Origin of the sequence: Stutzerimonas nosocomialis (assembly GCF_005876855.1) — a bacterium.
Classification (GTDB): Bacteria; Pseudomonadota; Gammaproteobacteria; order Pseudomonadales; family Pseudomonadaceae; genus Stutzerimonas; species Stutzerimonas nosocomialis.
In genome coordinates, this window is the sequence record NZ_QLAE01000008.1 from 84,337 (window position 1) to 109,525 (window position 25,189).

The 25,189-nt window shown below is 64.8% G+C and carries 24 protein-coding genes and 2 tRNA genes; 23 read left to right on the forward strand and 3 right to left on the reverse strand.

The genetic code is table 11. From position 1 onward, the window contains the following. The first annotated feature begins 511 nt into the window (after positions 1-511). The 6 genes from malE (at position 512) to malK (ending at position 10,057) form a co-directional block, all read left to right on the forward strand. On the forward strand, positions 512-1,699 hold the full coding sequence (malE, locus tag DN824_RS07110) for a maltose/maltodextrin ABC transporter substrate-binding protein MalE (protein ID WP_138407652.1): 1,188 nt from the start codon (positions 512-514) through the stop codon (positions 1,697-1,699). A gap of 56 nt (positions 1,700-1,755) precedes the next feature. Further along, positions 1,756-3,324: a maltose ABC transporter permease MalF gene (gene malF / locus DN824_RS07115; protein ID WP_138407653.1), complete on the forward strand. Its 1,569-nt coding sequence runs from the start codon at positions 1,756-1,758 to the stop codon at positions 3,322-3,324. Between the two features lie 11 nt (positions 3,325-3,335). Further along, the gene (malG, locus tag DN824_RS07120) at positions 3,336-4,226 is read left to right on the forward strand and encodes a maltose ABC transporter permease MalG (protein WP_138407654.1); all 891 of its coding nucleotides are present in this window, start codon (positions 3,336-3,338) and stop codon (positions 4,224-4,226) included. 47 nt (positions 4,227-4,273) lie between these two features. Further along, on the forward strand, positions 4,274-7,018 hold the full coding sequence (malT, locus tag DN824_RS07125) for an HTH-type transcriptional regulator MalT (RefSeq protein WP_138407655.1): 2,745 nt from the start codon (positions 4,274-4,276) through the stop codon (positions 7,016-7,018). 243 nt (positions 7,019-7,261) lie between these two features. Beyond that, on the forward strand, positions 7,262-8,881 hold the full coding sequence (locus DN824_RS07130; RefSeq protein ID WP_138407656.1) for an alpha-glucosidase: 1,620 nt from the start codon (positions 7,262-7,264) through the stop codon (positions 8,879-8,881). A gap of 60 nt (positions 8,882-8,941) precedes the next feature. Beyond that, positions 8,942-10,057, forward strand: a complete 1,116-nt coding sequence (gene malK, locus DN824_RS07135; RefSeq protein WP_138407657.1) for a maltose/maltodextrin ABC transporter ATP-binding protein MalK — start codon at positions 8,942-8,944, stop codon at positions 10,055-10,057. A gap of 12 nt (positions 10,058-10,069) precedes the next feature. Here malK and DN824_RS07140 read toward each other — a convergent pair whose 3' ends face one another. Both DN824_RS07140 and rdgC read right to left on the reverse strand, forming a co-directional pair. Continuing rightward, complete coding sequence (locus DN824_RS07140; RefSeq protein ID WP_138407658.1) at positions 10,070-11,008, reverse strand: bile acid:sodium symporter family protein; 939 nt, start codon at positions 11,006-11,008, stop codon at positions 10,070-10,072. A 60-nt stretch (positions 11,009-11,068) separates the two neighbouring features. Continuing rightward, positions 11,069-11,989: a recombination-associated protein RdgC gene (rdgC, locus tag DN824_RS07145; RefSeq protein ID WP_138407659.1), complete on the reverse strand. Its 921-nt coding sequence runs from the start codon at positions 11,987-11,989 to the stop codon at positions 11,069-11,071. A 215-nt stretch (positions 11,990-12,204) separates the two neighbouring features. On the opposite strand from rdgC, the gene DN824_RS07150 reads away from it, so the two are divergent. The 3 genes from DN824_RS07150 (at position 12,205) to DN824_RS07160 (ending at position 13,387) form a co-directional block, all read left to right on the forward strand. After that, positions 12,205-12,280: transfer RNA gene (locus tag DN824_RS07150), tRNA-Val, on the forward strand. A 14-nt stretch (positions 12,281-12,294) separates the two neighbouring features. After that, positions 12,295-12,371 (forward strand) — tRNA-Asp (locus DN824_RS07155). A 269-nt stretch (positions 12,372-12,640) separates the two neighbouring features. Next, positions 12,641-13,387, forward strand: coding sequence for a BamJ family beta-barrel-assembly machinery protein (locus DN824_RS07160; protein WP_138407660.1), 747 nt, complete (start codon positions 12,641-12,643; stop codon positions 13,385-13,387). 116 nt (positions 13,388-13,503) lie between these two features. Here DN824_RS07160 and suhB read toward each other — a convergent pair whose 3' ends face one another. Further along, positions 13,504-14,319: a type III secretion system regulator SuhB gene (suhB, locus tag DN824_RS07165; RefSeq protein WP_138407661.1), complete on the reverse strand. Its 816-nt coding sequence runs from the start codon at positions 14,317-14,319 to the stop codon at positions 13,504-13,506. Between the two features lie 152 nt (positions 14,320-14,471). Here suhB and trmJ point away from each other — a divergent pair, with 152 nt between their 5' ends. From trmJ to DN824_RS07235, 14 genes are all read left to right on the forward strand, one after another. Then, positions 14,472-15,245 carry a tRNA (cytosine(32)/uridine(32)-2'-O)-methyltransferase TrmJ gene (gene trmJ, locus DN824_RS07170; protein WP_138407662.1) on the forward strand — a complete coding sequence of 258 codons (774 nt, stop codon included), beginning with the start codon at positions 14,472-14,474 and terminating at the stop codon, positions 15,243-15,245. Further along, positions 15,245-16,021, forward strand: coding sequence for a serine O-acetyltransferase (gene cysE, locus DN824_RS07175; RefSeq protein ID WP_138407663.1), 777 nt, complete (start codon positions 15,245-15,247; stop codon positions 16,019-16,021). Before trmJ ends, cysE begins: the two co-directional genes overlap by 1 nt. Before the next feature lie 137 nt (positions 16,022-16,158). Next, positions 16,159-16,650, forward strand: coding sequence for a Fe-S cluster assembly transcriptional regulator IscR (gene iscR, locus DN824_RS07180; RefSeq protein WP_138407664.1), 492 nt, complete (start codon positions 16,159-16,161; stop codon positions 16,648-16,650). Between the two features lie 30 nt (positions 16,651-16,680). After that, positions 16,681-17,895, forward strand: a complete 1,215-nt coding sequence (locus DN824_RS07185) for an IscS subfamily cysteine desulfurase (protein WP_138407665.1) — start codon at positions 16,681-16,683, stop codon at positions 17,893-17,895. Positions 17,896-17,943: 48 nt separating this feature from the next. Next, positions 17,944-18,330, forward strand: a complete 387-nt coding sequence (gene iscU, locus DN824_RS07190) for a Fe-S cluster assembly scaffold IscU (protein WP_008568055.1) — start codon at positions 17,944-17,946, stop codon at positions 18,328-18,330. An 11-nt stretch (positions 18,331-18,341) separates the two neighbouring features. Beyond that, the gene (gene iscA, locus DN824_RS07195; protein WP_138407666.1) at positions 18,342-18,665 is read left to right on the forward strand and encodes an iron-sulfur cluster assembly protein IscA; all 324 of its coding nucleotides are present in this window, start codon (positions 18,342-18,344) and stop codon (positions 18,663-18,665) included. Positions 18,666-18,672: 7 nt separating this feature from the next. Then, positions 18,673-19,194: a co-chaperone HscB gene (gene hscB / locus DN824_RS07200; RefSeq protein WP_138407667.1), complete on the forward strand. Its 522-nt coding sequence runs from the start codon at positions 18,673-18,675 to the stop codon at positions 19,192-19,194. 42 nt (positions 19,195-19,236) lie between these two features. After that, a complete protein-coding gene (hscA, locus tag DN824_RS07205; protein ID WP_138407668.1) occupies positions 19,237-21,099 on the forward strand; it encodes a Fe-S protein assembly chaperone HscA in 1,863 nt (620 codons plus the stop codon). Positions 21,100-21,105: 6 nt separating this feature from the next. Continuing rightward, positions 21,106-21,444 carry an ISC system 2Fe-2S type ferredoxin gene (gene fdx / locus DN824_RS07210; RefSeq protein WP_138407669.1) on the forward strand — a complete coding sequence of 113 codons (339 nt, stop codon included), beginning with the start codon at positions 21,106-21,108 and terminating at the stop codon, positions 21,442-21,444. Positions 21,445-21,455: 11 nt separating this feature from the next. Further along, on the forward strand, positions 21,456-21,656 hold the full coding sequence (gene iscX / locus DN824_RS07215) for a Fe-S cluster assembly protein IscX (protein ID WP_138407670.1): 201 nt from the start codon (positions 21,456-21,458) through the stop codon (positions 21,654-21,656). A gap of 125 nt (positions 21,657-21,781) precedes the next feature. Beyond that, complete coding sequence (ndk, locus tag DN824_RS07220) at positions 21,782-22,213, forward strand: nucleoside-diphosphate kinase (RefSeq protein ID WP_138407671.1); 432 nt, start codon at positions 21,782-21,784, stop codon at positions 22,211-22,213. Between the two features lie 21 nt (positions 22,214-22,234). Continuing rightward, complete coding sequence (gene rlmN, locus DN824_RS07225) at positions 22,235-23,383, forward strand: dual-specificity RNA methyltransferase RlmN (RefSeq protein WP_138407672.1); 1,149 nt, start codon at positions 22,235-22,237, stop codon at positions 23,381-23,383. Positions 23,384-23,394: 11 nt separating this feature from the next. After that, positions 23,395-24,153 carry a type IV pilus biogenesis/stability protein PilW gene (gene pilW, locus DN824_RS07230; protein WP_138407673.1) on the forward strand — a complete coding sequence of 253 codons (759 nt, stop codon included), beginning with the start codon at positions 23,395-23,397 and terminating at the stop codon, positions 24,151-24,153. Further along, positions 24,150-25,187: a RodZ domain-containing protein gene (locus DN824_RS07235; RefSeq protein WP_138407674.1), complete on the forward strand. Its 1,038-nt coding sequence runs from the start codon at positions 24,150-24,152 to the stop codon at positions 25,185-25,187. Before pilW ends, DN824_RS07235 begins: the two co-directional genes overlap by 4 nt. The last annotated feature ends 2 nt before the right edge of the window (positions 25,188-25,189 follow it).

Here is a 25,189-nt window from a genome sequence, read left to right on the forward strand (position 1 = left end):
GTGCCGGGTCCGTTCGGGCAGCTGCCGGGACCCGGCCGCCTTCGACCGAGGCGGTCTGTCCGCTGTGGCATCGCGCGGCCGTTGGCCTTCGGCAAATACCGCCATCGACCACTACGCTCAAGGTATCGCCAGCCCAGGGGCAGCGGCTGACCATCGAGTCGCGCCGTGACCTTCGGATCGGCCGGGACCGCCATTACCGCCAGCGTGAAACAAAGCGTCAGGATCGAGGGACTAAGGGGCTGCATGGGCTCACATCCTGCTTCGTATGAGTGGAACGAGCCCATTCATCCGGGGCTCGCCGAGCCATGTGCAGGCGTAAGACCGATAGGTCCGTGCGCTGTGCCCGGCGAGCCCGAAGGGGCTTTCTACGCCCCCGCTTCTACGCCCCTCGAGCGCGTTTCAGGGAGGATGTCTCGGCCCGCTGGCTGGCCGAGTATGAGTCGACTGCAAGACCGCGCTGCGGCACGCAGCACGTGTGGATCAACAATAAGAAGCCACGAGGACGTTACCCATGAATAAGAAGCTGTTCGCGGCAGCCGCCATCGGCCTCACCGCAGCCCTGGGCTTGCCGTTGTCGGCCCAGGCCGCCATTGAGGAAGGCAAGCTGGTCATCTGGATCAATGGCGACAAGGGCTACCGGGGCCTGGCCGAGGTCGGCGAGAAATTCACCGCCGACACCGGCATTGCGGTCGAGGTCGCCCATCCCGACAGCGCCACCGACAAGTTCCAGCAGGCCGCGGCAACCGGTAACGGGCCCGACATCTTCATCTGGGCGCACGACAGGCTGGGCGAGTGGGCCCAGAGCGGCCTGCTGGCGCCGATCACGCCGAGCGCGACGACCAAGGGCGAGATCGCCGACTTCGCCTGGGAGGCGGTCACCTACCAGGGCAAGCTGTGGGGCTACCCCATGGCCGTCGAAGCGCCCGCGCTGATCTACAACAAGGCGCTGGTGCAAACCCCGCCGAAGACCTTCGACGAAGTCTTCGCCCTGAACGAGAAGCTCTCCAGCCAGGGCAAGCGCGCGATTCTCTGGGACTACAACAACACCTACTTCACCTGGGCGCTACTGGCGGCCAACGGCGGCTATGCCTTCGCCGAGAGCGGCTCGGGCTACGACGTGAGCGACACCGGCGTGAACAACGAGGGCGCGCGCCAGGGCGCGGAGCTGCTCAAGCGCCTGATCGACGAGGGCGTGATGCCCAGGGGCGCCGACTACAGCGCAGCCGAGGCGGCCTTCAACAAGGGTGAGTCGGCCCTGTTCATCAGCGGCCCCTGGGCCTGGTCGAACATCCGAAAGAGCGGGGTCGACTTCGGCGTGGCGCCCATTCCTGCGGTGGGCAAGGGCAGCGCCAAGCCGTTCTCCGGCGTGATGGCGGCGACGCTGAACGCGGCCAGCCCCAACCAGGCGCTGGCGGTGGAGTTCCTGGAGAACTACCTGCTGCAGGTCGAGGGATTGAAGACGGTCAATGCCGACGTGCCGCTCGGGGCGGTGCCGAACAAGGCGTTCATGGCCGAGCTGGCCGACGATCCGCTGATCAAGGCGACTTTCGAAAGTGCCGAACAGGGCCGTCCGATGCCGAACATCCCGGAGATGGGTTCGTTCTGGTCGGCCATGGAGCCGGCGCTGACCAACATCACCTCCGGCCGGCAGACCGTCGACGCCGCCCTGAACGACGCCGCCAAGCGCATCGTCAAGTGAAACCCTCGGCCGGGCCCTCGGGGTCGCCGGCCGCGCGCCATGAGGCCGAGACCAGGATGCCTGCCGCGAACCCTCCAGCCGAGCTGCCGACCGCCGCCATGTCGAAAACGCTGTCGTTTCCCCGCATGCCCACCGCCTTGCGCTGGGGGATCTGGTCGCTCTGCAATGCCTTTGCCCTGTATCTGGTGATCGCGCTCTATGCCCAGGGCCAGACCGCGTTCGCCCTGCTCGGGCTGGTGGTCTGCGCGATCGCCAGCTTCGTCTTCATCAGCCGCCGCGCCTATGCGCACCGCTACATCTTCCCCTCGATGGCCGGGATGCTGATCTTCGTGATCTTCCCGCTGCTGTACACCGTGGGAATCGGTTTCACCAACTTCAGTGGCACCAACCTCCTCAGCTTCGAGCAGGTCCAGCGCTATCACCTGCGCCAGACCTATCTGGCCGGTGAGCGCTACGGCTTCAGCCTGCACCGGGACGCCGAGGGGCAGCTGCGCATGCGCGTCGACAAGGGTGCGCAAGGCGTGTGGGTGTCGGCGCCGCTCGACGGCGAGCCGCTGGAAGCCGAGCCGCTGGGCATGGCGCCCCTCGCCGAGGCCGGCGATATCGGCGAGGCATTGCCGCTGCGCGAGGTGATCCAGCGCCGTGGCGAGCTGGAGCAATGGGTGATGCGCAGCCGCCAGGGTGAGTTGCTGCGCCTGTTCGGCCTGCGCGAGGTCGCCGCCGTCCAGCCCCTGTATCGCCTGCAGGACGACGGCTCGCTGCTCGACAACCAGACCGGCGAACGCCTCACCGCCGATCACGACATCGGCTACTACGTCGACAGCCAGGGCCAGCGGGTGTCGCCGGGCTTCACGGTCTATGCCGGCTGGAGCAACTTCGCCCGGGTACTCACCGATCCGCAGATTCGCGGCCCCTTCGTGCAGATATTCATCTGGACGGTCTGTTTCGCCGCGCTGACGGTGCTCTTCACCCTGACGGTGGGGCTGGTGCTGGCCAGCCTGCTGCAGTGGGAGATGGTCCGGGGCAAGGCCTTCTATCGCGTCATGCTGATCCTGCCCTACGCCGTGCCGGGCTTCATTTCCATCCTGGTGTTCAAGGGGCTGTTCAACCAGAACTTCGGCGAGATCAACCTGATGCTCGACGCCCTGTTCGGCATCCGGCCGGACTGGTTCAGCAACCCGACGCTGGCGCGCAGCATGATCCTGATCGTCAACACCTGGTTGGGCTATCCCTACATGCTGCTGCTGTGCATGGGCCTGCTGCAGGCGATCCCCCGGGACCTCTACGAGGCTTCGGCGATGGACGGCGCGACGCCGCTGGACAACCTGCTGAAGATCACCCTGCCGCTGCTGATCAAGCCGCTGGCACCGCTGTTGATCGCCACCTTCGCCTTCAACTTCAACAACTTCGTGCTGATCACGTTGCTCACCCGCGGCGGGCCGGACATCCTCGGCACCACCACGCCGGCGGGCACCACCGACCTGCTGGTCAGCTACACCTATCGCATCGCCTTCCAGGATTCGGGGCAGAACTTCGCCCTGGCCGCCGCCATCGCCACGCTGATCTTCATCGTCGTCGGCGCCATGGCCTGGCTGAACCTGAAGCTTTCCAAGGTCAAGGTCTGAGGAATACGCACATGGCCATGGTCCAACCCCGATCCGTCAGATACCGCCTCTGGCTGACCCACGCCGCGCTGCTCGGCTTCATCGCGCTGATCGTCTTCCCGCTGCTGATGGTGGTATCGATCAGCTTCCGGGAAGGCAACTTCGCCACCGGCAGCCTGTTTCCGGAAAACCCGACGCTGGAGCACTGGTCGCTGGCGCTGGGCATCCCCTACGTGCACGCGGACGGCCAGGTCAGCAACCCGCCGTTTCCGGTGCTCACCTGGCTGTGGAACTCGGTGAAGATCGCGCTGATCAGCTCGGCGCTGATCCTGATGCTCTCGACCACCAGCGCCTATGCCTTCGCCCGCATGCGCTTCGCCGGCAAGGGCCCGATCCTCAAGGGCATGCTGATCTTCCAGATGTTCCCGCCGGTGCTCTCGCTGGTGGCGATCTACGCGCTGTTCGACCAGCTGGGCAAGCACGTCGGCTGGCTCGGGGTGAACACCCACGGCGCGGTCATCGTCGCCTCCCTTGGCGGCATGGCGCTGCATATCTGGACGATCAAGGGCTATTTCGAAAGCATCGATGCCTCGCTGGAAGAGGCTGCCATCGTCGACGGCGCGACGACCTGGCAGGCGTTCTTCCACATCCTCCTGCCGATGAGCGTGCCGATCCTGGCGGTGGTGTTCATCCTCGCCTTCATCACCAGCATCACCGAGTACCCGATCGCCTCGGTGCTGCTGATGGACGTCGACAAGCTGACCCTGTCGGTCGGTGCGCAGCAGTACCTGTACGACCAGAACTACCTGTGGGGCGACTTCGCGGCGGCGGCGGTGCTGTCGGGGCTGCCGATCACCCTGGTGTTCCTGTATTGCCAGAAGTGGATCGTCGGCGGCCTGACCGCCGGGGGCGTGAAGGGCTGAGCCCGACCAGGCGTTGCATCACGACAACAAGAAGACGGGAGACGTCCATGAACGCCGTAATACCTTCTCCACTGCCGCTGATCCCGGCCAAGCTGACGATGCCGAGCCTGCCCCGCGGGCTGCTGGCGCGCCCACGCCTGGACGAGTGGCTGCATCGCCTGCCCGAGGTGCGACTGGCGCTGCTGCAGGCGCCCAGCGGCTTCGGCAAGACCACCCTGGCCTGCCAGTGGGCCAGGGGCTTCGCCGGGCGGGTCGCCTGGTTGCAGCTGCATGCCGGCGACAACCAGCCACGGCAGTTCGGCCGCTATTTCACCCATGCGCTCGACCGGCAGCTGGAGCACGGCTGCCCGCTGAGCCTGCTGCTGGCCGAGCAGGGCGGCGAAGGGGTCGAGGCGCTGCTCACCCACGTGCTCGCCGAGCTGCCGAGCGAGCACGAGCCCCTGCTGCTGGTGCTCGACGAATTCGAGGCGCTGCACGACCTGGACGTGATCGGCGCGCTGCGTTTCTTCCTGCGCAACACGCCTCCCTGGCTGACCCTGCTGGTCTGCAGCCGCAGCCTGCCCGCGCTCGGTATCGCCGAGCTGCGGGTCAAGCACCAGATGCTCGCCCTCGATGCCGGGCAGCTGGCGTTCGAGACCGACGAGGTCCAGGCATTGCTCGAACTCGGCCTGCCGGTGGCGATCAACCGCGAACAGGTCGAGCGGCTCAACCGGCGCATCGGCGGCTGGCCCTGCGCCTTGCAACTGGCGTTGCAGGAGGTGCAGACCGGCCGTGGCATGGACCTGTTCCTGGAAAGCCTCCAGCTCGGCCATCCCTGCATCCGCGACTACATGCGCGAGCAGGTGGTGGAGAACCTGCCGCCGGCGACGCTCGACTTCCTCCAGTCGACCTGCCTGCTGGAGCGCTTCAGCGCCCCGCTGGCCGACCATTTGACCCAGGGCAGCAACGCCCGGGAAATGCTCGAGCGGCTCGAGCGCGGCGGCCTGTTCATCCAGACGGTGGATACCCAGCGCCAGTGGTACGCCTACCACCCCTTGTTCGCCGGTTTCCTGCAGGGCGAGCTGCGCTTGCGCCAGCCACGCCGCCTGCCCGAGCTTCATTTGCGTGCGGCCGAGGCGTTGCTGGAGGAGGGCGCGCCGGAGGAGGCCGCCCGCCACGCGGTGCTCGCGCGCGATCCGCAGCGGCTCGGGCTGATCCTGCAGAGCCATGGCCGCCAGTTCTACCGTCAGGGGCGGCTGACCCTATTGCAGCACTGCCTGGAGCTGCTGCCGCCGGCGAGCATTGCCGAGAACCCCTTGTTCACCCTGCTGCAGGCGTGGGTACTGCAGAACCAGCTGCGCTTCGGTGAAGCGGAGCAGTGGCTGATGGCGGGCGAAACCGAACTGCGTCATCGCTACACCGACCAGGAATGGCTGCGCATCGACGCCGACTTCAAGGCGGTGCGCGCCCAGATCGCCATCGCCCAGGGCGACCGTCCCCAGGCGATCGCCCTGGTGCAGGAGGCGCTGTCCTGCGAGCCGTTGGTGATGCGCACCTCTCGGGTGGTGGCGATGTCGGTGCTGGCCGAGGCGCATTTCGTCCAGGGCGATCTGCCGCAGGCGCAGCGACAGCACGAGGAGACCGAACGCCGGGCGCGGGAAATCCACGCCTCGCAGCCGGCGCTGTGGAGCATGGGCCAGCTGTCGGAAATCGCCATCGCCCAGGGGCTGCTGCAAAAGGCCTACAGCGTGCAGGAGCGGGCGCTGCGCTATATCGAGCAGGAACAGCTGACGGCCATGCCGGTGATGGAGTTCATCCTGCGCGTGCGTGGCCAGGTGCTCTGGGAGTGGCATCACCTGGACGCGGCGGAGCAGTGCGCGCTGCAGGGTATCCAGATCCTCGAGGGCCTGGGCGATCGATGGCTCTTGCAGTGCTACGCGCTGCTGGCGGGCATCGCCCATGCGCGCGGGCAGCAGAGCGTGTGCGCCGATTACGTCGGCAAGCTGCAGAGCATGCTCGCCGACGACAGCTACCACATCGACTGGCTGGCCAACGCCCATGCGGTGATGCTGACCTACTGGGACTCGACCCAGGACAAGGAGGCCATCCAGCAATGGCTGGGCACCGCGCCACCGCTGGCGCCCGGCTCCAATCACTTCGCCCAGTACAACGGGCGCAACCACGCCCGGGCCTACCTGGCGCTCAGGCAGCCGGAAAAGGCCGCGCCGATCCTGCGGCAGTTGCAGGTCGATGCCGAGCACCACGGGCTGGTGATGGACCTCAATCGCAACCACATCCTCCAGGCGCAGCTGCACTGGCTGCGCGAGGACCGCCAGCTGGCGCTGGACCACCTGCACCAAGCGTTGAGCCTGGCATCGGGCACCGGGGCGATCGGCAGCTTCCTGCGTATCGGCAAGCTCATCATTTCCATGCTCAAGGCGCTGCAGCACGAGCGCCGCCTGGACGAACTCGAAGCCCAGCGCGCCGACCGGCTGATCCAGCTGGCGCAGCAGCAACGGGATTTCAGCCGCGCGATCCGCATCACCCTCGACGAGGCGGTGATCCAGGACATCATCAACCGTCCCGACGTGCCGGAGCTGATCCGCCATTCCCCGTTGACGCGCCGTGAATGGCAGGTGCTGAGCCTGATCCATGCCGGGCAGTCCAACGAGCAGATCGCCGAACACCTGAACGTGGCGCCCACCACCATCAAGACCCATATCCGCAGCCTGTACCAGAAGCTCAACATCACCCATCGCAACGAGGCGGTACAGCTGGCGCGCAGCCTGTTGAGCAAGATCCAGGGAGAGTGAGGCCCGCGGCGTGTGGGCGTTGTCGCAGCGGCATCCCTTCGCGGTCAGGACCGCTCCCACGGGGACGGACTCGTGCCACCGTCACCGTGCTGCGGACGGCCGCTTGCGCGGGTGATCCGCCCCCGGGGGATGGGTCCTACGCCGGCGCCGTCCTCCTGACAAATAACCGGGCGGGAGGATGTTGCTGCCCCGGGGCGACCCTAGAGTGGCGGCGTGTTCCCCTCAAGCTCGAAGGTTGGCCGTATGAATCGCAACGACTGGTGGCGCGGCGGCGTCATTTATCAGGTATATCCACGCAGCTTCTTTGACAGCAGTGGCGATGGCATCGGCGACCTGCGCGGGGTGCTCGAGAAGCTCGACTACATCGCCAGCCTGAACGTCGACGCCATCTGGCTTTCGCCTTTCTTCACCTCGCCGATGAGGGATTTCGGCTACGACGTCTCCGATTACCGCGACGTCGACCCGCTGTTCGGCACGCTGGACGATTTCAAGCTGCTGGTGCAGACGGCCCACGGGCGCGGCATCCGGATTCTCATCGACCAGGTCATCAACCATTCCTCCGACCAGCACCCCTGGTTCAAGGAGAGCCGCTCGAGCCGGGACAACGCCCGGGCCGACTGGTACGTCTGGGCCGAGGCCAGGGATGACGGCACGCCGCCGAACAACTGGCTGTCGGTGTTCGGTGGCCCGGCCTGGACCTGGGACAGTCGGCGCAGGCAGTACTACCTGCACAACTTCCTGTCGAGCCAGCCGGACCTCAACTTCCACTGCGAGGCGGTTCAGCAGCAGTTGCTCGACGACATGGAGTTCTGGCTGCAGCTGGGCGTGGACGGCTTTCGCCTGGACGCCGCCAACTTCTATTTCCACGACCGCCAACTGCGCGACAACCCGCCGAACCACGACATACGCGAGGGCAGCATCGGTGTGCGCGCCGACAACCCTTATGCGTTCCAGAAGCACCTCTACGACAAGTCCCAGCCGGAGAACCTGCAGTTCCTGCGACGCATTCGCCAGCTGCTCGAGCGCTACCCCGGCAGTGCGACCGTCGCCGAGATCGGCTGCGATCAGTCGCTCAAGACCATGGCGGCCTATACCGGTGGCGGCGACAGGCTGCACATGGCCTATTCCTTCGACCTGCTGACCGAGCAGTGCAGCCCGGCATTCCTGCGCCACACCATCGAATGCGTCGAGCGCGAGCTGGGCGACGGCTGGCCCTGCTGGTCGATCGGCAACCACGACGTGGTGCGGGTGATGAGCCGCTGGGCCCTGGATGGGCGACCCAACCTGGCGCGTGGGCGGATGTTCATGGCCCTGCTGTTGTCGCTGCGCGGCAGCGTCTGCCTGTATCAGGGCGAGGAGCTCGGGCTGGACGAGGCCGAGCTGCAATACGACCAGCTCGTCGATCCGTACGGCCTTCGTTTCTGGCCGGAATTCAAGGGACGCGACGGCTGCCGCACCCCGATGCCCTGGCACGACGGCGACGCGCACGGCGGTTTCAGCCGGGAACGGCCCTGGTTGCCGCTGGGCGCGGGCCATCTTCCGCTGTCGGTCGCGGCCCAGGAGCGGGACGCCGATTTGATGCTCAACACCTACCGGCGTTTTCTCGAGTGGCGCCAGCGTCAGCCGATCCTGATCGAGGGCGCGATGCGGGTGCTGCACCATGACGATACCCTGCTGGTGTTCGAGCGCCGCCTGGGCGAAGAGGTCTGGCTGTGCCTGTTCAATCTCGGCGAGGCAGCGCGGCACTTCAGCCTGCCGGTGCCGGTCGAAGCGCTGGACGTACCTTCGGCGACCGCCTCGTTCGAGCCGGCTGGCGTTCAGGTGCCCGCTCATGGATTCGGTTTCGCCCGCGTGCGCGGTTGAACCGGTAGGGATCACGCCGCGATTCGCCGTCGCGGCGCTCGATAGAGGAGAACAATAACAATGGCCAGTCTGACGCTACGCAACATCTGCAAGAGTTATGACGAGATCCCCATCACCCGCGGCATCGACCTGGACATCGCCGACGGCGAGTTCGTCGTCTTCGTCGGGCCGTCCGGGTGCGGCAAGTCGACCCTGCTGCGCCTGATCGCCGGGCTCGAGGACATCACCGATGGCGAGCTGCTGATCGACGGCGAGCGGGTCAACGAACGGCCGCCCATGGAGCGCTCGGTGGGCATGGTGTTCCAGTCCTACGCGCTTTATCCACACATGAACGTGGCGGAGAACATGGCGTTCGGCCTGAAGCTGGCCAAGATGTCCAAGGCCGACATCAACCGGCGCGTGGAGGTGGTGGCGAAGATCCTGCAACTCGATCCGTTGCTGTCCAGAAAGCCCAAGGATCTCTCCGGCGGGCAGCGCCAGCGCGTGGCGATCGGCCGGACGCTGGTGCGCGAGCCCAAGGTCTTCCTGTTCGACGAGCCGTTGTCGAACCTCGACGCCTATCTGCGTGTGCAGATGCGCATCGAGATTTCCCGGCTGCACCAGCGGCTGAAGGCGACGATGATCTACGTCACCCACGACCAGGTCGAGGCCATGACCCTGGCCGACAAGATCGTCGTGCTCAACGCCGGGCGCATCGCCCAGGTCGGGCCGCCCCTGGAGCTCTACCATTACCCGCAGAACCAGTTCGTGGCCGGCTTCATCGGCTCGCCGCAGATGAATTTCCTGCCGGTGCGGGCGTTGCGCGCCGATGCTGACGGCGTCGAGGTGGAACTGCCGGGCGGCAGCGCGCTGAAGATACCGGTGGATGGCAGCGGGGTAAGCGAAGGCGAGCAGCTTACGCTCGGCATCCGCCCCGAGCATTTCGTCGAACCGGAGCAGGCCGATTTCGTCCTGCATGGAGAGGTGGCGGTGGCCGAGCGGCTCGGCGATCACAACCTGCTCTACCTCACTCAGGAAGGGCTGGAGGCGATGGTGACGCTGCGCTGCGACGGCAATCGCCGGATCGCTGTCGGCCAGCCCTATGCGGCCGGTCTGATGGCCGACAAGTGTCATCTGTTCCGCGCCGAGGGGCAGGCCTGCCCCCGTCATTATAGAGAGCCGGCCCTGTTTGGCTGAGCCGGCCGACGATCAGGCGTCCGGCTTCTCGCCCAGGCGGCGGTAGAAGGTCGCCAGGAGCGCGCCGGACAGGTTGTGCCAGACGCTGAACAGCGCGCTCGGCACGGCGGCCAGCGGCGAGAAGTGAGCGCTGGCGAGCGCCGCGCCCAGCCCCGAGTTCTGCATGCCGACCTCGATCGACAGCGTCTTGCGCTGGGCGAGCGGCAGGCCGAACAGGCGCGCGGCGAAATAGCCGATGCCGAGCCCGAGGCTGTTGTGCAGGATCACCACGGCCATGATCAGAAGGCCCGACTCGGCGATCTTCGCCTGGCTGGCCGCCACCACCGCCGCGACGATGATCACGATGCTGGCCACCGAGACCAGCGGCAGGATTTCCACCACATGGCGAACCCGTGCGCCGAGCAGCCTCCGGGCGATCAGGCCCAGGGCGATCGGCAGCAGCACGATCTGGACGATCGAGGTGAACAGGGCGGCGAAGTTGACCGGCAGCCACGCCGAGGCCAGCAGCCAGATCAGCGCCGGTGTCGCCAGTGGCGCGAGCAGGGTGGTGACCGCGGTGATCGACACCGAAAGCGCCACGTCGCCGCGGGAGAACCAGGTGATCACATTGGATGCGGTACCGCCCGGGCAGCAGCCGACGAGGATCACGCCGACCGCGATCTCCGGCGGCAGCCCGAGCAGCTGGCAGAGCAGCCAGGCCAGCGCCGGCATGATGAGGAACTGCGCGCCCACGCCGAGGGCGACCCACAGCGGGCGGCGGGCGACCTCGGTGAAGTCGCTGCCTTTGAGGGTCAGGCCCATGCCGAACATGATCAGCCCGAGCAGGGTCACGATCCAGCCGGTGGCCGGCAGGAACGGCGCGGGCGCGAAGAACGCCAGTACCGCGAAGAGCAGCACCCAGAGGGCGAAGGTGTTACCGACGAACCGGCTGAGGGCGGCGAGGGCGCGCATGGCGGATGACCTCCGAAGGGCGTGGCGTGACCTGCCGAGGCGCGCCCCGGCAGGCTGAGGTTAGATGCCCTGAGGCAGTTCTTCGCCGCCGAGCGCTTCGAACAGCGCCGGGAGGAACTCGCCGAACGTCATCATCATCAGGGTGAAGCTGGCGTCCTGCTGGCTCAGCGCATCGTCGCCGCCGTCCTGCTCGGCCTGGTCCTGCAGCAGGTCCTCGAAGCGCAGGCGCTTGATCACCATCTTGTCATCCAGGACGAAGGACAGCTTGTCCTGCCAGCCCAGGGACAGCTGCGTGACCTGCTTGCCGGCGTCCAGGTGCTGCTGGATCTCGTCGCTGGTCAGGTCCTGGCGCTTGCAGCGCACCACGCCGCCATCTTCATGGGTGTCGCGCAGTTCGCATTCGTCGAGCACGAAGAAGTCATCGGCCGCCTTCTGCGCCTTGACCCACTCGGTCAGTGTCGCGGCGGGCGCGATCTTCACGGTCAGCGGACGCACCGGCAGCGAGCCGATCGCTTCGCGCAGGGTGGAAAGGAGGTCCTCGGCGCGCTTGGGGCTGGCGGAGTTGACCAGAATCAGGCCGCGCTCGGCGTCGATGGCGGCGAAGGTGCCCGACTTGCGGATGAAGGCGCGCGGGAGAAAGGCCTGGACGATCTCGTCCTTGATCTGGTCGCGCTCCTTCTTGTAGACCTTGCGCATCTGCTCGGCCTCGATCTCGTCGACCTTTTCCTTCACGGCGTCCTTGACCACGCTGCCCGGCAGGATGCGTTCTTCCTTGCGGGTGGCGATCAGCAGGAAGCCCTGGCTGGCATGGACCAGCGGCGCATCCTCGCCCTTGCCGAACGGCGCGACGAAACCATAGGTGCTCAGCTCCTGGCTGGCGCAGGGGCGGGCAGGCTTGGCGGCCAGCGCGGTTTCGAGTGCCTCGACATCGAACGGGACATTCTGAGTGAGGCGGTAGACGAGCAGGTTGCGAAACCACATGGCTTGGGAAACTCCGGAGAAAGCAAAGCGCGCATTATTGCTATCGGGGCGGCATAGGCCAACCCTGGAGTCCTTCAAAGCCGAATGAATCCCTGTTTCGTCCTCATTACAAAGGTGCGTTTCCTAAGTCTTTGGAACTTCTCAAAATTTTTTTTCATCTGGGGGTTGCCAAGGTCAGGAAGGCTCTCTAGAATGCGCCCCACTTCGAGAGTGAAGGGTGATTAGCTCAGCTGGGAGAGCATCTGCCTTACAAGCAGAGGGTCGGCGGTTCGATCCCGTCATCACCCACCATCTTGAGGTTACGCGCAGCGGTAGTTCAGTCGGTTAGAATACCGGCCTGTCACGCCGGGGGTCGCGGGTTCGAGTCCCGTCCGCTGCGCCACATTCGCTTCCTGAGTCCACTGAACGCTCGGAAGCACGAAAAAGCGGCCAATGGCCGCTTTTTTTCGTTTCAAGCCCCTCCTGCCTTTTCCCGTCATGTTTTGTGCTGTTCGTCCTGTGCGCGATGTTTATTTCGCGCGCTGCCGCACTTCGTTTTCTTTGCAATGTCTTTACGCTTCCGGGCGCAGCGTGCGGTAGCCATGGTTCCGGAACGGCTGCTAAGCTCGAAACCTTTAAGGGCGCGTCCCTCCAGCGTAATAAGGAAACAGCATGAAGTTGAGACATCATCGTTTGGCGCCTGCGGTCGCTTTGGTCGGTCTGGTACTGGCCGGCTGCGATTCTCAGACCAGTGTCAAACTGGACACTCCCGCGCAGAAGGCTTCCTACGGGATCGGTCTGAACATGGGCAAGAGCCTTTCGCAGGAGGGCATGGATGATCTCGATTCCAAGGCTGTTGCCCAGGGCATCGAAGACGCCATCGCCAAGAAGGACCAGCGCATCACCGACGAAGAGCTGATGGAAGCCTTCACCTACCTGCAGACGCGCGCGGAAGAGCGCATGGCTGCGATGAACAAGGAAGCCGCCGAAGCGGGTCGCAAGTTCCTCGAGGAAAACGGCAAGCGCGACGGCGTGATCACCACCGAATCCGGCTTGCAGTACGAAGTGGTGGAGAAGGCCGAAGGCCCTCAGCCGACCGCTGACGACGTGGTCACCGTGCACTACGAAGGTCGTCTGACCGACGGCACCGTGTTCGACTCCTCGATCAAGCGCGGCAGCCCGATCGATCTGCCGGTCGGCGGCGTGATCCCGGGCTGGGTCGAAGGCCTGCAGCTGATGCATGTCGGTGAGAAGTACAAGCTCTACATCCCGAGCGAGCTGGCCTATGGCGAGCAGAGCCCGAGCCCGATGATTCCGGCCAACTCGGTGCTGGTGTTCGACCTGGAGCTGCTCGGCATCCAGGGTCAGGACGGCGACGAGTCGGCTGATCAGGAAGAAGAGGCGCCTGCCGCGCAGTAATCGCCTCGGCATCGCCCCGGCGCCCCGCTTATGCGGGGCGCTTCGTTTGTGGCAATCGATTCCGCCCAATAAAAAGCCCCGGCATGCCGGGGCTTTTTATTGGCTTGTCGCTTGTCTCAGCGCTTGAGCGACGGCGTCAGGTGCGGCTGGATGGCCGTCAGGACGGCCTTGAAGCACTTGGTGTTGCCCGCGACGATCTGGCCTTTCTCGAGGAAGTCGTGGCCGCCGTTGAAGTCGCTGACCAGGCCGCCGGCTTCCTGGATGAGCAGGGCGCCCGCTGCCATGTCCCATTCCGACAGGCCGAACTCCCAGAACGCGTCGTAGCGACCGGCGGCGACGTAGGCCAGGTCCAGGCTGGCTGCACCGGCGCGGCGCAGGCCGGCGGTCTGGCCCACCAGGCTGCGGAACATGTTCAGGTAGCTGTCGAGGTTGTCCATCTGCCCGTCGCGGAACGGGAAGCCGGTGCCGAGCAGGGCGCCTTCGAGGCTCTTGCGGCTGCTCACGCGCAGGCGGCGGCCGTTGAGCGCCGCCCCACGGCCGCGGCTGGCGGTGAATTCTTCCTGGCGGATCGGGTCGAGCACCACGGCGTGCTCCAGGCGTCCGCGATACTTGCAGGCGATGCTCACCGCGAAGTGCGGCACGCCCCGTACGAAGTTGGTGGTGCCGTCGAGCGGGTCGATGATCCAGAGGTAGTCGGTGCCTTCGCCGCTGCCTTCGCTCAGGCCGCTTTCTTCGCCGAGGATGCCGTGATTCGGGTAGGCCTTGCGCAGCGCGTTGACGATGCTCTGCTCTGCGGCGCGGTCGATTTCGGTGACGTAGTCCTTCGCTTCTTTCTCGTTGACCGAGATCACGTCCAGGCGCTCGATGGAACGAAGAATCAGTTCGCCGGCGCCGCGGGCGGCGCGCAGCGCGATATTCAGCATGGGCTGCATGGATGTGTTTACCTGGTCGTTAAAGAAAGCCGGCAATTCTAGCAGAAAGCGTTGATTCATGAAGCCTGGCTGTGGCAGCGAATCGGGCTCGTGGCGCAGGCCGACGGCGTTCCTGTAAGCTTTCGTTTCTTTTTTGCTTCGAGACTTTGCACTTGCTTGGGAATATACGCGTGGTACTGGTCAACACCAGTCACCCGGGCAACATCGGCGGCGCTGCCCGCGCCATGAAAAACATGGGGCTGAGCAAGCTGGTCCTGGTCGATCCGATGGACTTCCCCAGCTCGGATGCCATTGCCCGTGCCTCGGGTGCGACCGATATCCTGGATGCCGCCCAGGTGGTCGGGACGCTGGAGGAGGCGCTGGTGGGCTGCACCGTCGCGCTGGGGACGAGCGCCCGGGATCGTCGCATACCCTGGCCGCTGGTCGATCCGCGCGAATGCGCGTCGCTCTGTCTCGATCAGGTCGCGGCAGGTGGCGAGGTGGCGCTGGTGTTCGGTCGCGAGTATGCCGGGCTGACCAACGAAGAACTGCAGCGCTGCCAGTACCATGTGCATATTCCATCGGACCCGGAGTTCGCCTCGCTCAACCTCGCGGCGGCCGTCCAGGTGCTGGTCTATGAAGTCCGTATGGCCTGGCTGGCGGCCCAGGGGCAGCCGACCAAGATGGAAAAGCTGGAAACGACGGCGATTCTCGATACCAAGCCTGTGACCAGCGAAGAGCTCGAGCTCTATTACGGGCATCTGGAACATACGTTGGTGGAGATCGGCTTTCTCGATCCGGAAAAGCCGCGCCACCTGATGCCGCGGTTGCGTCGGCTCTATGGCCGCAGCGGCATCACCAAGCTTGAAATGAACATCCTGCGGGGCATTCTCACCGAGACGCAGAAGGCTGCTCGCGGCGAACCCCACAAGCGGAGAAAGGATTGATGTTCGAACGCATGCGCGAAGACATCCAGAGCGTATTCCATCGCGATCCGGCGGCGCGTAACGCCTTCGAGGTGCTGACCTGCTACCCGGGGTTGCATGCGATCTGGATTCACCGCCTGGCTCACTGGCTGTGGAGCAACGGTTTCAAGTGGCTGGGGCGGATGTTCTCCAATCTGGGACGCTGGCTGACCGGCATCGAGATTCATCCGGGTGCCCGCATCGGTCGCCGCTTCTTCATCGATCACGGTCTGGGCATCGTCATTGGCGAGACGGCGGAAATCGGCAACGACGTGACCATCTACCAGGGCGTCACCCTTGGCGGCACGAGCTGGAACAAGGGCAAGCGTCACCCCACGCTGGAGGACGGCGTGGTGGTGGGTGCCGGCGCCAAGGTGCTCGGTCCCTTTACCGTGGGCGCCGGAGCGAAGATCGGTTCCAACGCAGTGGTCACCAAGGCGGTGCCGGCGGGCGCGACGGCAGTCGGTATTCCCGGGCGCATCATCGTCAAGTCCGACGACGAACAGGAGGCGCGCCGCAAGGCGATTGCCGAGAAGATCGGATTCGACGCCTACGGGGTCACCCAGGACATGCCCGATCCCGTCGCGCGGGCGATCGGCCAGCTGCTGGATCATGTCCAGGCGGTGGAAGAGCGGCTCGAGGGCATGTGCGGCGCGCTGAAGGCGCTCGGCAGCGACTATTGCGCCAAGGAGCTGCCGGCCTTGCGCGAGGAAGACTTCGCCGAAGTGAAGGATCAGGGATCAGACGGCAAAGCTTGATGTATCATGGGCGGCTGTCGGTCCTGGCTGTGCATCCGTCCTGGTAAAGACCTAGTAATTCAATAGGTCTTATAGTTGATATAAATACTCGGAAATAGCATAATTGCACCACGACCGTAATGCTTTGGTGCAAGCCGATGCGATTGACTACTAAAGGCCGCTATGCCGTAACCGCGATGCTCGATCTGGCGCTGCATGCCCAGCGCGGACCGGTTTCGCTGGCCGATATCTCCGAGCGACAGGGTATTTCCCTGTCCTATCTCGAACAGCTATTTGCCAAGCTGCGCCGTGGCAGTCTGGTCACCAGTGTGCGAGGGCCGGGGGGCGGCTATCAGCTGTCCCGGTCGATGTCCGGCATCCAGGTGGCGGAAGTGATCGATGCAGTCAACGAATCCGTCGATGCTACCCGCTGTCAGGGGCTCGGCGATTGTCATTCCGGCGATACCTGCCTGACCCACCATTTGTGGTGCGATCTGAGCCAGCAGATCCACGAGTTTCTCAGTGGTATCAGTCTGGCCGACCTCGTGCAGCGCCGTGAGGTGCAGGAGGTCGCCATGCGGCAGGACCTGCGCCGCGCGAACGGCCACGCACCGCAACTGGATAAGATCGAAACGTCCGCCATCGAGTGAGACGGGCGATCGCCTGATTAGGAGCATCTGATGAAATTACCGATTTATCTCGACTATTCCGCTACCACACCGGTAGATCCGCGCGTCGCTGAAAAAATGATCGAATGCCTGACCCAGGAAGGCAATTTCGGCAACCCGGCCTCGCGTTCCCACGCCTTCGGCTGGCGCGCTGAAGAAGCCGCCGAGAATGCCCGCCGGCAGGTGGCCGATCTGGTCAACGCCGACCCGCGCGAAATCGTCTGGACCTCCGGTGCCACCGAGTCCGACAACCTGGCGATCAAGGGTGTCGCGCATTTCTATGCCTCCAAGGGCAAGCACATCATCACCACCAAGATCGAGCACAAGGCGGTCCTGGATACGGCCCGTCAGCTGGAGCGTGAAGGCTTCGAAGTGACCTATCTCGAGCCCGGCGAAGACGGCATCGTCACGCCGGCCATGGTCGAGGCGGCGCTGCGCGAGGACACCATTCTGGTCTCGGTGATGCACGTCAACAACGAGATCGGCACCATCAACGACATCGCCGCGATCGGTGAACTGACGCGCTCCAAGGGCGTGCTGTTCCATGTCGACGCCGCGCAGTCGACCGGCAAGGTCGAAATCGACCTGGACAAGATGAAGGTCGACCTGATGTCGTTCTCGGCGCACAAGACCTACGGCCCCAAGGGCGTCGGCGCCCTCTACGTTCGCCGCAAGCCGCGCGTGCGCATCGAAGCGCAGATGCATGGTGGCGGCCACGAGCGGGGCATGCGTTCGGGCACCCTCGCGACCCATCAGCTGGTCGGCATGGGTGAGGCCTTCCGCCTCGCCAAGCTGGAAATGGCCGAGGAAAACGAGCGCATCCGCGCGCTGCGTGATCGCTTCTTCAAGCAGGTCGAGCACCTCGAAGAGCTGTACGTCAACGGCAGCATGACCGCCCGTGTTCCGCACAACCTGAACCTGAGCTTCAACTACGTGGAAGGCGAGTCGCTGATCATGGCGCTCAAGGATCTGGCGGTTTCGTCCGGTTCGGCCTGTACCTCGGCCTCGCTGGAGCCGTCCTACGTGCTGCGCGCGCTGGGCCGCAACGACGAGTTGGCGCACAGCTCGATCCGCTTCACCTTCGGTCGTTTCACCACCGAGGAAGAGGTCGATTACGCCGCACAGAAGATCAGCGAGGCGGTGAACAAGCTGCGCGAGCTTTCACCCCTGTGGGACATGTTCAAAGACGGCGTCGACATTTCCAAGGTCGAGTGGCAAGCCCACTGATCCCTCCTGTCGCGAAGCCGCATCGCCTGAATTAAAGAGGATTGCACCATGGCATACAGTGAAAAGGTCATCGACCACTACGAGAACCCGCGCAACGTCGGCAAGTTCGACGCCGAGGACCCGAGCATCGGCACCGGCATGGTCGGCGCGCCCGCCTGTGGCGACGTGATGCGCCTGCAGATCAAGGTCAACGAGCAGGGCATCATCGAAGACGCCAAGTTCAAGACCTACGGCTGCGGTTCGGCGATCGCGTCCAGCTCTCTGGCCACCGAGTGGATGAAGGGCAAGACGCTGGAAGAGGCCGAAACCATCAAGAACACCCAGTTGGCCGAAGAGCTGGCGCTGCCGCCGGTGAAGATCCACTGCTCGGTGCTCGCCGAAGATGCGATCAAGGCGGCGGTTCGCGATTACCGTGAGAAGAAAGGGCTGCTCTGAAGGAGGTCTAGATGGCTATCACCATGACACCCGCCGCGGCCCAGCACATCCGTCGCTCCCTGGAGGGGCGCGGGCGGGGCGAGGGTATTCGCCTGGGTGTGCGCACCACGGGTTGTTCGGGGCTGGCCTATGTTCTGGAGTTCGTCGACGAGACGGCTGCCGAGGACAAGGTATTCGAGAACCACGGTGTGAAGGTCATCATCGATCCCAAGAGCCTGGTCTATCTCGACGGCACCGAGCTCGATTTCGTGCGCGAGGGCTTGAACGAAGGCTTCAAGTTCAATAACCCGAACGTACGCGGCGAATGCGGTTGCGGCGAAAGCTTCAATATCTGAGGTTGCTGTGGGTAATCCCTGTCATTTTGCGCTGTTCGACCTGCAGCCGGCCTTCGAGCTCGATCTGGAAAAGCTCTCGGCGCGTTACCGGGAGCTGGCTCGCACGGTCCATCCGGATCGTTTCGCCGATGCCGGCGAGCGCGAACAGCGTCAGGCGATCGAACAGTCCGCCAATCTCAATGAGGCGTATCAGGTGTTGCGCAGCCCTACTCGGCGAGCGCGTTACCTGCTGACGCTGCGCGGTCATGACATGCCGCTCGAGGCGACCGTCCAGGACCCCGAGTTTCTGATGCAGCAGATGCAGTGGCGCGAAGAGCTCGAGGAGCTGCAGGACAGCGCCGATCTCGACGGGGTTGCCGCGTTCAAGTCGCGCCTCAAGCGTGCTCAGCAGCAGCTCAACGACGCGTTTGCCCGGTGCTGGCAGGACCAGCAGGCTCACCACGAGGCCGAGCGCCTGGTGCGTCGCATGCAGTTTCTCGACAAGCTGTCCCATGAAGTGCGCCAGTTGGAAGAGCGCCTCGACGATTAACCTCGCGCTGCGCCTCGGCGTCGCGCCCGACATCAGACAGACATGGCCTTACTCCAGATAGCCGAACCCGGGCAAAGCCCCCAGCCACACCAGCGTCGCCTGGCGGTCGGGATTGACCTGGGCACCACCAATTCCCTCGTCGCTGCCTTGCGCAGCGGGATCACCGCGCCGTTGCCCGATGAAAACGGCGACGTCATCCTGCCATCTGCCGTTCGCTATACGCAGGCGTCGGTCATCGTGGGGCGGGAGGCCAAGTCGGCCGCCGCGAGCGATCCGCTCAACACCATCCTGTCGGTCAAGCGGTTGATGGGGCGCGGCATCAAGGATGTCATCCAGCTGGGTGAGCAGCTTCCCTATCGCTTCAGCGAAGGGCAATCGCAAATGCCCTTCATCGAAACCGTGCAGGGACCCAAGAGCCCGGTCGAAGTGTCCGCCGAAATCCTGCGCAGCCTGCGCGAGCGTGCCGAGGCGGCGTTGGGTGGAGAGCTCGTCGGGGCGGTCATCACGGTGCCGGCGTACTTCGACGACGCGCAGCGCCAGGCCACCAAGGATGCGGCGCGGCTGGCCGGCGTGAGCGTGCTGCGGTTGCTCAACGAGCCGACTGCCGCGGCTGTCGCCTACGGGCTCGACCGCCAGGCCGAAGGGCTCGTGGCGATTTACGACCTGGGCGGCGGCACCTTCGACATTTCCATTCTGCGCCTGTCCAAGGGCGTGTTCGAAGTGCTGGCCACGGGCGGCGATACCGCCCTTGGCGGCGATGATTTCGACCATGCGCTGGCGGCCTGGATTCTCCAGCAGGCCGGCCTTTCGGCGGATCTCGACCCAGGTGCCCAGCGCGCTCTGCTCAAGGTGGCCTGTGATGCCAAGGAGCGACTGAGCCAGGTCGATCAGGTGGATGTCGCCTATGCCGGCTGGCAGGGCGTGCTCAGCCGCGAGGCATTCGATGCGCTGATCGATCCGCTGATCGCCCGTAGCCTCAAGTCCTGCCGGCGGGTGGTGCGCGACTCGGGCATCGAGCTCGAAGAAATCGGTGCGGTGGTGATGGTCGGCGGCTCGACCCGCGTGCCCAGGGTGCGTGAGCAGGTTGGCGAGCTCTTCGGTCGCGAGCCGCTGACCAACATCGACCCGGACGAAGTCGTGGCCATCGGTGCGGCGATCCAGGCCGAAACCCTGGCGGGCAACAATCGCGGTGGCGACGAGCTGCTGCTGCTGGACGTCATTCCGCTCTCGCTCGGTCTGGAAACCATGGGCGGGCTGATGGAGAAGATCATCCCGCGCAACACCACCATTCCGGTGGCTCGCGCCCAGGACTTCACCACCTACAAGGATGGCCAGACGGCCATGATGATCCACGTCCTGCAGGGCGAGCGCGAGCTGATCGCCGACTGCCGTTCGCTGGCGCGTTTCGAGCTGCGCGGCATTCCGCCGATGGTGGCCGGTGCGGCCAAGATCCGGGTGACCTTCCAGGTCGATGCCGACGGTCTGCTCAGCGTATCGGCGCGCGAGCTGGCTTCCGGCGTCGAGGCGAGCATCCAGGTCAAGCCGTCCTACGGCCTCACCGACGGCGAAATCGCCAGGATGCTCGAAGACTCCTTCCACAAGGCTGACGAGGACATGGCGGCGCGCACCCTGCGCGAGCAGCAGGTCGACGCCCGGCGCCTGGTGGAGGCGGTCGACGCCGCGCTGCAGGCCGACGGCGAGCGCCTGCTCGACGCCGAGGAGCGTGCCGCCATCGACGAGCAGCTCGATCAGCTGCGTGCGCTGCTGGACAGCTCGGATGTCGATTCGCTGGAGCGTCAGACCAGGCGGCTGAGCCAGATCACCGACGCTTTCGCCGCGCGGCGCATGGATACCACCGTCAAGGCCGCCCTGGCCGGACGGCGGCTGAACGAACTCGAGGATTGACCCCTGATGCCCCAGATCATTTTTCTTCCCCATGCCGAGCATTGCCCCGAAGGGGCGGTAGTCGAGGCGCAGGCTGGCGAGACCGTGCTGGACGCGGCGCTGCGCAATGGCATCGATATCGAGCATGCCTGCGAGAAATCCTGCGCCTGCACCACCTGTCATGTCGTGATTCGTGAAGGTTTCGCCTCGCTGGAGGCGTCCGACGAGCTGGAGGACGACATGCTCGACAAGGCCTGGGGGCTGGAGCCGAGTTCGCGTCTGTCCTGCCAGGCGGTGGTGGCCGATGCGGATCTGGTGGTCGAGATCCCTCGCTACACCATCAACCAGGTTTCCGAAGGGCATTGAGGAGCAGGGATATGACTCTCATGTGGGCGGACGTACAGGAAATCGCCATCCAGCTCGCCGAGCAGAAGCCGGACGTCGATCCGCGCTACGTCAACTTCGTCGAGCTGCACCGCTGGGTGACGGGCCTTCCGGAGTTCGCCGATTCGCCGCAGCGAGGCGGTGAAAAAGTGCTCGAGGCGATTCAGGCGGCGTGGATCGAAGAAGCCGACTGACGTTTCATCCGGCATGTCGGGGCGTATGCCCCGCGTTCGGCGCATGCCCTCGCATTTAACCTGAACCCGCGTATAATCCGCGGGTTTAATTTTCCGCTTTAACAATCAGTATTCTGGAGCTTTTCATGGCTGTCGAACGTACCCTTTCCATCATCAAGCCTGACGCCGTTTCGAAGAACGTGATCGGTGAAATCGTCACCCGTTTCGAGAAGGCTGGCCTGCGCGTCGTAGCCGCCAAGATGGTCCAGCTGTCCGAGCGCGAAGCCGGTGGCTTCTACGCCGAGCACGCGGAGCGTCCGTTCTTCAAGGATCTGGTTTCCTTCATGACCTCCGGCCCCGTGGTCGTTCAGGTGCTCGAAGGCGAGGGCGCCATCGCCAAGAACCGTGAGCTGATGGGCGCTACCGACCCGAAGAAAGCCGACGCCGGCACCATCCGCGCCGATTTCGCCGTCTCGATCGACGAGAACGCCGTGCATGGCTCCGACTCCGAAGCCTCCGCCGCGCGCGAAATCTCCTACTTCTTCGCTGCCACCGAAGTGTGTGCCCGCATTCGCTGATCTCCGAGCGAGGGTGAATCCATGAGTGAATCGACCGGTAAGGTTAATCTGCTGGGTCTGACCCAGCCGCAGCTGGAAAGCTTCTTCGAGTCCATGGGCGAGAAGCGCTTCCGTGCCGGTCAGATCATGAAGTGGATTCACCACTTCGGCGTCGATGACTTCGACGCCATGACCAACGTCGGCAAGGCCTTGCGCGAGAAACTCAAGGCCCGCGCCGAAATCCGCGGCCCCGAGATCGTCAGCGAGGACATCTCGAGCGACGGTACCCGCAAATGGGTGGTTCGCGTGGCCTCCGGCAGTTGCGTCGAGACCGTGTACATCCCCCAGGGAGGGCGTGGCACGCTGTGCGTGTCGTCCCAGGCGGGCTGCGCGCTGGACTGCAGTTTCTGCTCCACCGGCAAGCAGGGTTTCAACAGCAACCTCACTGCCGCCGAAGTCATCGGTCAGGTGTGGATCGCCAACAAGTCGTTCGGCTCCGTACCCGCCAAGATCGACCGCGCCATCACCAACGTGGTGATGATGGGCATGGGCGAGCCGCTGCTCAATTTCGACAACGTCGTGTCGGCCATGCAGATCATGATGGACGACCTGGGCTATGGCATTTCCAAGCGCAAGGTGACGCTCTCGACCTCTGGCGTGGTGCCGATGATCGACGAGCTGGCCAAGGTCATCGACGTGTCGCTGGCGTTGTCGCTGCACGCGCCCAACGATGAATTGCGCAACGTCCTGGTCCCGATCAACAAGAAATATCCGCTCGAAATGTTGCTGGCGGCCTGTCAGCGTTACATCTCGAGGCTCGGCGAAAAGCGGGTGCTGACCATCGAGTACACCCTGCTCAAGGGCGTCAACGACCAGCCCGAGCACGCCGCGCAGATGATCGAGCTGCTGGCGGACATCCCCTGCAAGATCAATCTGATCCCGTTCAATCCCTTCCCTCATTCGGGATATGAGCGGCCCAGCAACAATGCCATTCGCCGTTTTCAGGACATCCTGCACAAAGCCGGGCACAATGTGACGGTGCGTACCACCCGCGGCGAAGACATCGATGCCGCCTGTGGCCAGCTGGTCGGTCAGGTGATGGACCGTACACGTCGAAGCGAGCGATACATCGCTGTACGTGAGCTGCAGAGCGAGGCAGGTGCGACACATCTCGCTACGAACCGTTCCTGAGGGGGAAATCCATGTTTTCGCGCGTTGCGCTGCTTCTTCTGCTTGCCGGTCTGCTCCACGGTTGCGTGTCCACGGGTAACGTCGACCCGATGAGGACCGCCTCCGGTCGAGAAGAGGCGCGCGATGCCTACATTCAGCTCGGTATCGGTTACCTGCAGCAGGGCGATACCGCACGCGCCAAGGTCCCGCTGAGGCAGGCGCTGGATCTCGATTCGCGCAGTGCCGATGCACACACCGCTCTGGCCCTGGTATTCCAGACCGAGATGGAATATGACCTGGCCGACAAGCATTACCGTGATGCGCTGTCGATTCGCAGCGATCCGCGCATTCTCAACAACTACGGCAGCTTCCTCTTCGAGCGTGGGCGTTACGAGGAGGCCATGCAGCGCTTCACCCAGGCGTCGGCCGACAACCTCTATACCGAGCGCTCCCGTGTGTTCGAGAACATGGGGCTGACGGCGCTGCGGCTGAATCAGCCGCAGCAGGCCGAGGCGTATTTCGAGCGCGCCCTGCGGCTCAATGCGCGCCAGCCCGGTGCGCTGCTGGAGATGGCGATGCTGTCCTACCAGTCGAAGAACTACGTGCCCGCCCGCAGCTACTATGAACGTTACAGCCGACTGGCCGAGCAGAACGCGCGCAGCCTGCTGCTGGGTATTCGACTGGCGAACATCCACGACGACCGCGATCGTGCAGCGACGCTGGCGCTCCAGCTGCGGCGCCTGTATCCGGCCTCGCCGGAATATCAGCAATATCTTTCGGAGCAACGATGAAAGTTTCACAACCCGAAGCTGTTGTGCCGGCCGCCGGCAACCCGGGGGAAACGCTTCGCCAGGCTCGTGAGGCTCGGGGCTGGTCCGTTGCGGCGGTGGCCTCCCAGCTCAATCTTTCGGAACGGCTGATCGGCCAGATCGAAGCGGGCGATTTCTCCCAGGCACCGGGCCATACCTTCGCGCGTGGCTACGTGCGGGCGTACGCGAAGCTGGTCGGGCTCGACCAGACGCAACTGGTCGGCGAGTTCGATCGCTACACCGGCACCGACGCGAGCGGCAGCAGCGTGCATGCGCTCGGCCGCATCGAAGAGCCGGTCAGGATGTCGCACAACGTGCTGCGCTTCTTCAGCTTCGTGCTGCTCCTGGTGCTCATCGGCGCCGGGTTCATGTGGTGGCAGGACCAGTCCTCTCGCAATACCGGGTCGCCGACGAGTTCGTCGCTCGAGCACATCGAAGTGGAAGGTGCCGACGGCACGACCCAGATACATGTCTTTGACGAGCCCGAGGACCAGGCGGTCGTAGCGGGGCGCCAGGGCGAGGAGATTTCGCTGCCGCCGCTGGTCGACCCTCAGCCCGGCGTCGAAGGCGAGCCGCCTGCGGAACTCGATCAGGGCAGCGAGGCGGCCGAAGGGGTCGCCTCCGAGCCCGATATGGCTGCTGCGCCGGAGCAGACGCCCCCAGGCGCCGACGCACCAGCGCCATCGCCTTCGCAAGGCGAGCCGGCCGCCCCGGCGGCCGCGCCCGAAGCGCCCGTTGCCGCCGCCGAGGCTCCGGCGCCCGCCATCACTGCGGGGGAAGGGCAGCTGGAGCTGTCGTTCACCGCCGATTGCTGGACGCGGGTCATCGATGCCGATGGCCGTGTACTGGTCAGCGCGCTGATCCGCGCCGGGACCACCCGTACCGTTACCGGTCGTGCGCCGCTGGATGTCCATCTGGGATACGCCCGCGGTGCCCAAGTCAGTTACAACGGCGAGTCCGTCAACCTCGCGTCCTACATGCGTGGCGAGACGGCGCGCTTCAAGGTCGGCCAATGAGC

Bases quoted from the DNA above. Each gene is read 5' to 3' on its own strand.
- iscU (WP_008568055.1), top strand. From the start codon at position 17,944: ATGGCATACAGTGAAAAGGTCATCGACCACTACGAGAACCCGCGCAAC.
- pilW (WP_138407673.1), top strand. From the start codon at position 23,395: ATGTTTTCGCGCGTTGCGCTGCTTCTTCTGCTTGCCGGTCTGCTCCAC.
- ndk (WP_138407671.1), top strand. From the start codon at position 21,782: ATGGCTGTCGAACGTACCCTTTCCATCATCAAGCCTGACGCCGTTTCG.
- DN824_RS07235 (WP_138407674.1), top strand. From the start codon at position 24,150: ATGAAAGTTTCACAACCCGAAGCTGTTGTGCCGGCCGCCGGCAACCCG.
- suhB (WP_138407661.1), bottom strand. From the start codon at position 14,319: ATGCAGCCCATGCTGAATATCGCGCTGCGCGCCGCCCGCGGCGCCGGC.
- malK (WP_138407657.1), top strand. From the start codon at position 8,942: ATGGCCAGTCTGACGCTACGCAACATCTGCAAGAGTTATGACGAGATC.
- DN824_RS07130 (WP_138407656.1), top strand. From the start codon at position 7,262: ATGAATCGCAACGACTGGTGGCGCGGCGGCGTCATTTATCAGGTATAT.
- DN824_RS07185 (WP_138407665.1), top strand. From the start codon at position 16,681: ATGAAATTACCGATTTATCTCGACTATTCCGCTACCACACCGGTAGAT.
- iscA (WP_138407666.1), top strand. From the start codon at position 18,342: ATGGCTATCACCATGACACCCGCCGCGGCCCAGCACATCCGTCGCTCC.
- DN824_RS07160 (WP_138407660.1), top strand. From the start codon at position 12,641: ATGAAGTTGAGACATCATCGTTTGGCGCCTGCGGTCGCTTTGGTCGGT.
- malG (WP_138407654.1), top strand. From the start codon at position 3,336: ATGGCCATGGTCCAACCCCGATCCGTCAGATACCGCCTCTGGCTGACC.
- malT (WP_138407655.1), top strand. From the start codon at position 4,274: ATGAACGCCGTAATACCTTCTCCACTGCCGCTGATCCCGGCCAAGCTG.
- cysE (WP_138407663.1), top strand. From the start codon at position 15,245: ATGTTCGAACGCATGCGCGAAGACATCCAGAGCGTATTCCATCGCGAT.
- hscA (WP_138407668.1), top strand. From the start codon at position 19,237: ATGGCCTTACTCCAGATAGCCGAACCCGGGCAAAGCCCCCAGCCACAC.
- malF (WP_138407653.1), top strand. From the start codon at position 1,756: ATGCCTGCCGCGAACCCTCCAGCCGAGCTGCCGACCGCCGCCATGTCG.
- iscR (WP_138407664.1), top strand. From the start codon at position 16,159: ATGCGATTGACTACTAAAGGCCGCTATGCCGTAACCGCGATGCTCGAT.
- rdgC (WP_138407659.1), bottom strand. From the start codon at position 11,989: ATGTGGTTTCGCAACCTGCTCGTCTACCGCCTCACTCAGAATGTCCCG.
- fdx (WP_138407669.1), top strand. From the start codon at position 21,106: ATGCCCCAGATCATTTTTCTTCCCCATGCCGAGCATTGCCCCGAAGGG.
- iscX (WP_138407670.1), top strand. From the start codon at position 21,456: ATGACTCTCATGTGGGCGGACGTACAGGAAATCGCCATCCAGCTCGCC.
- malE (WP_138407652.1), top strand. From the start codon at position 512: ATGAATAAGAAGCTGTTCGCGGCAGCCGCCATCGGCCTCACCGCAGCC.
- rlmN (WP_138407672.1), top strand. From the start codon at position 22,235: ATGAGTGAATCGACCGGTAAGGTTAATCTGCTGGGTCTGACCCAGCCG.
- DN824_RS07140 (WP_138407658.1), bottom strand. From the start codon at position 11,008: ATGCGCGCCCTCGCCGCCCTCAGCCGGTTCGTCGGTAACACCTTCGCC.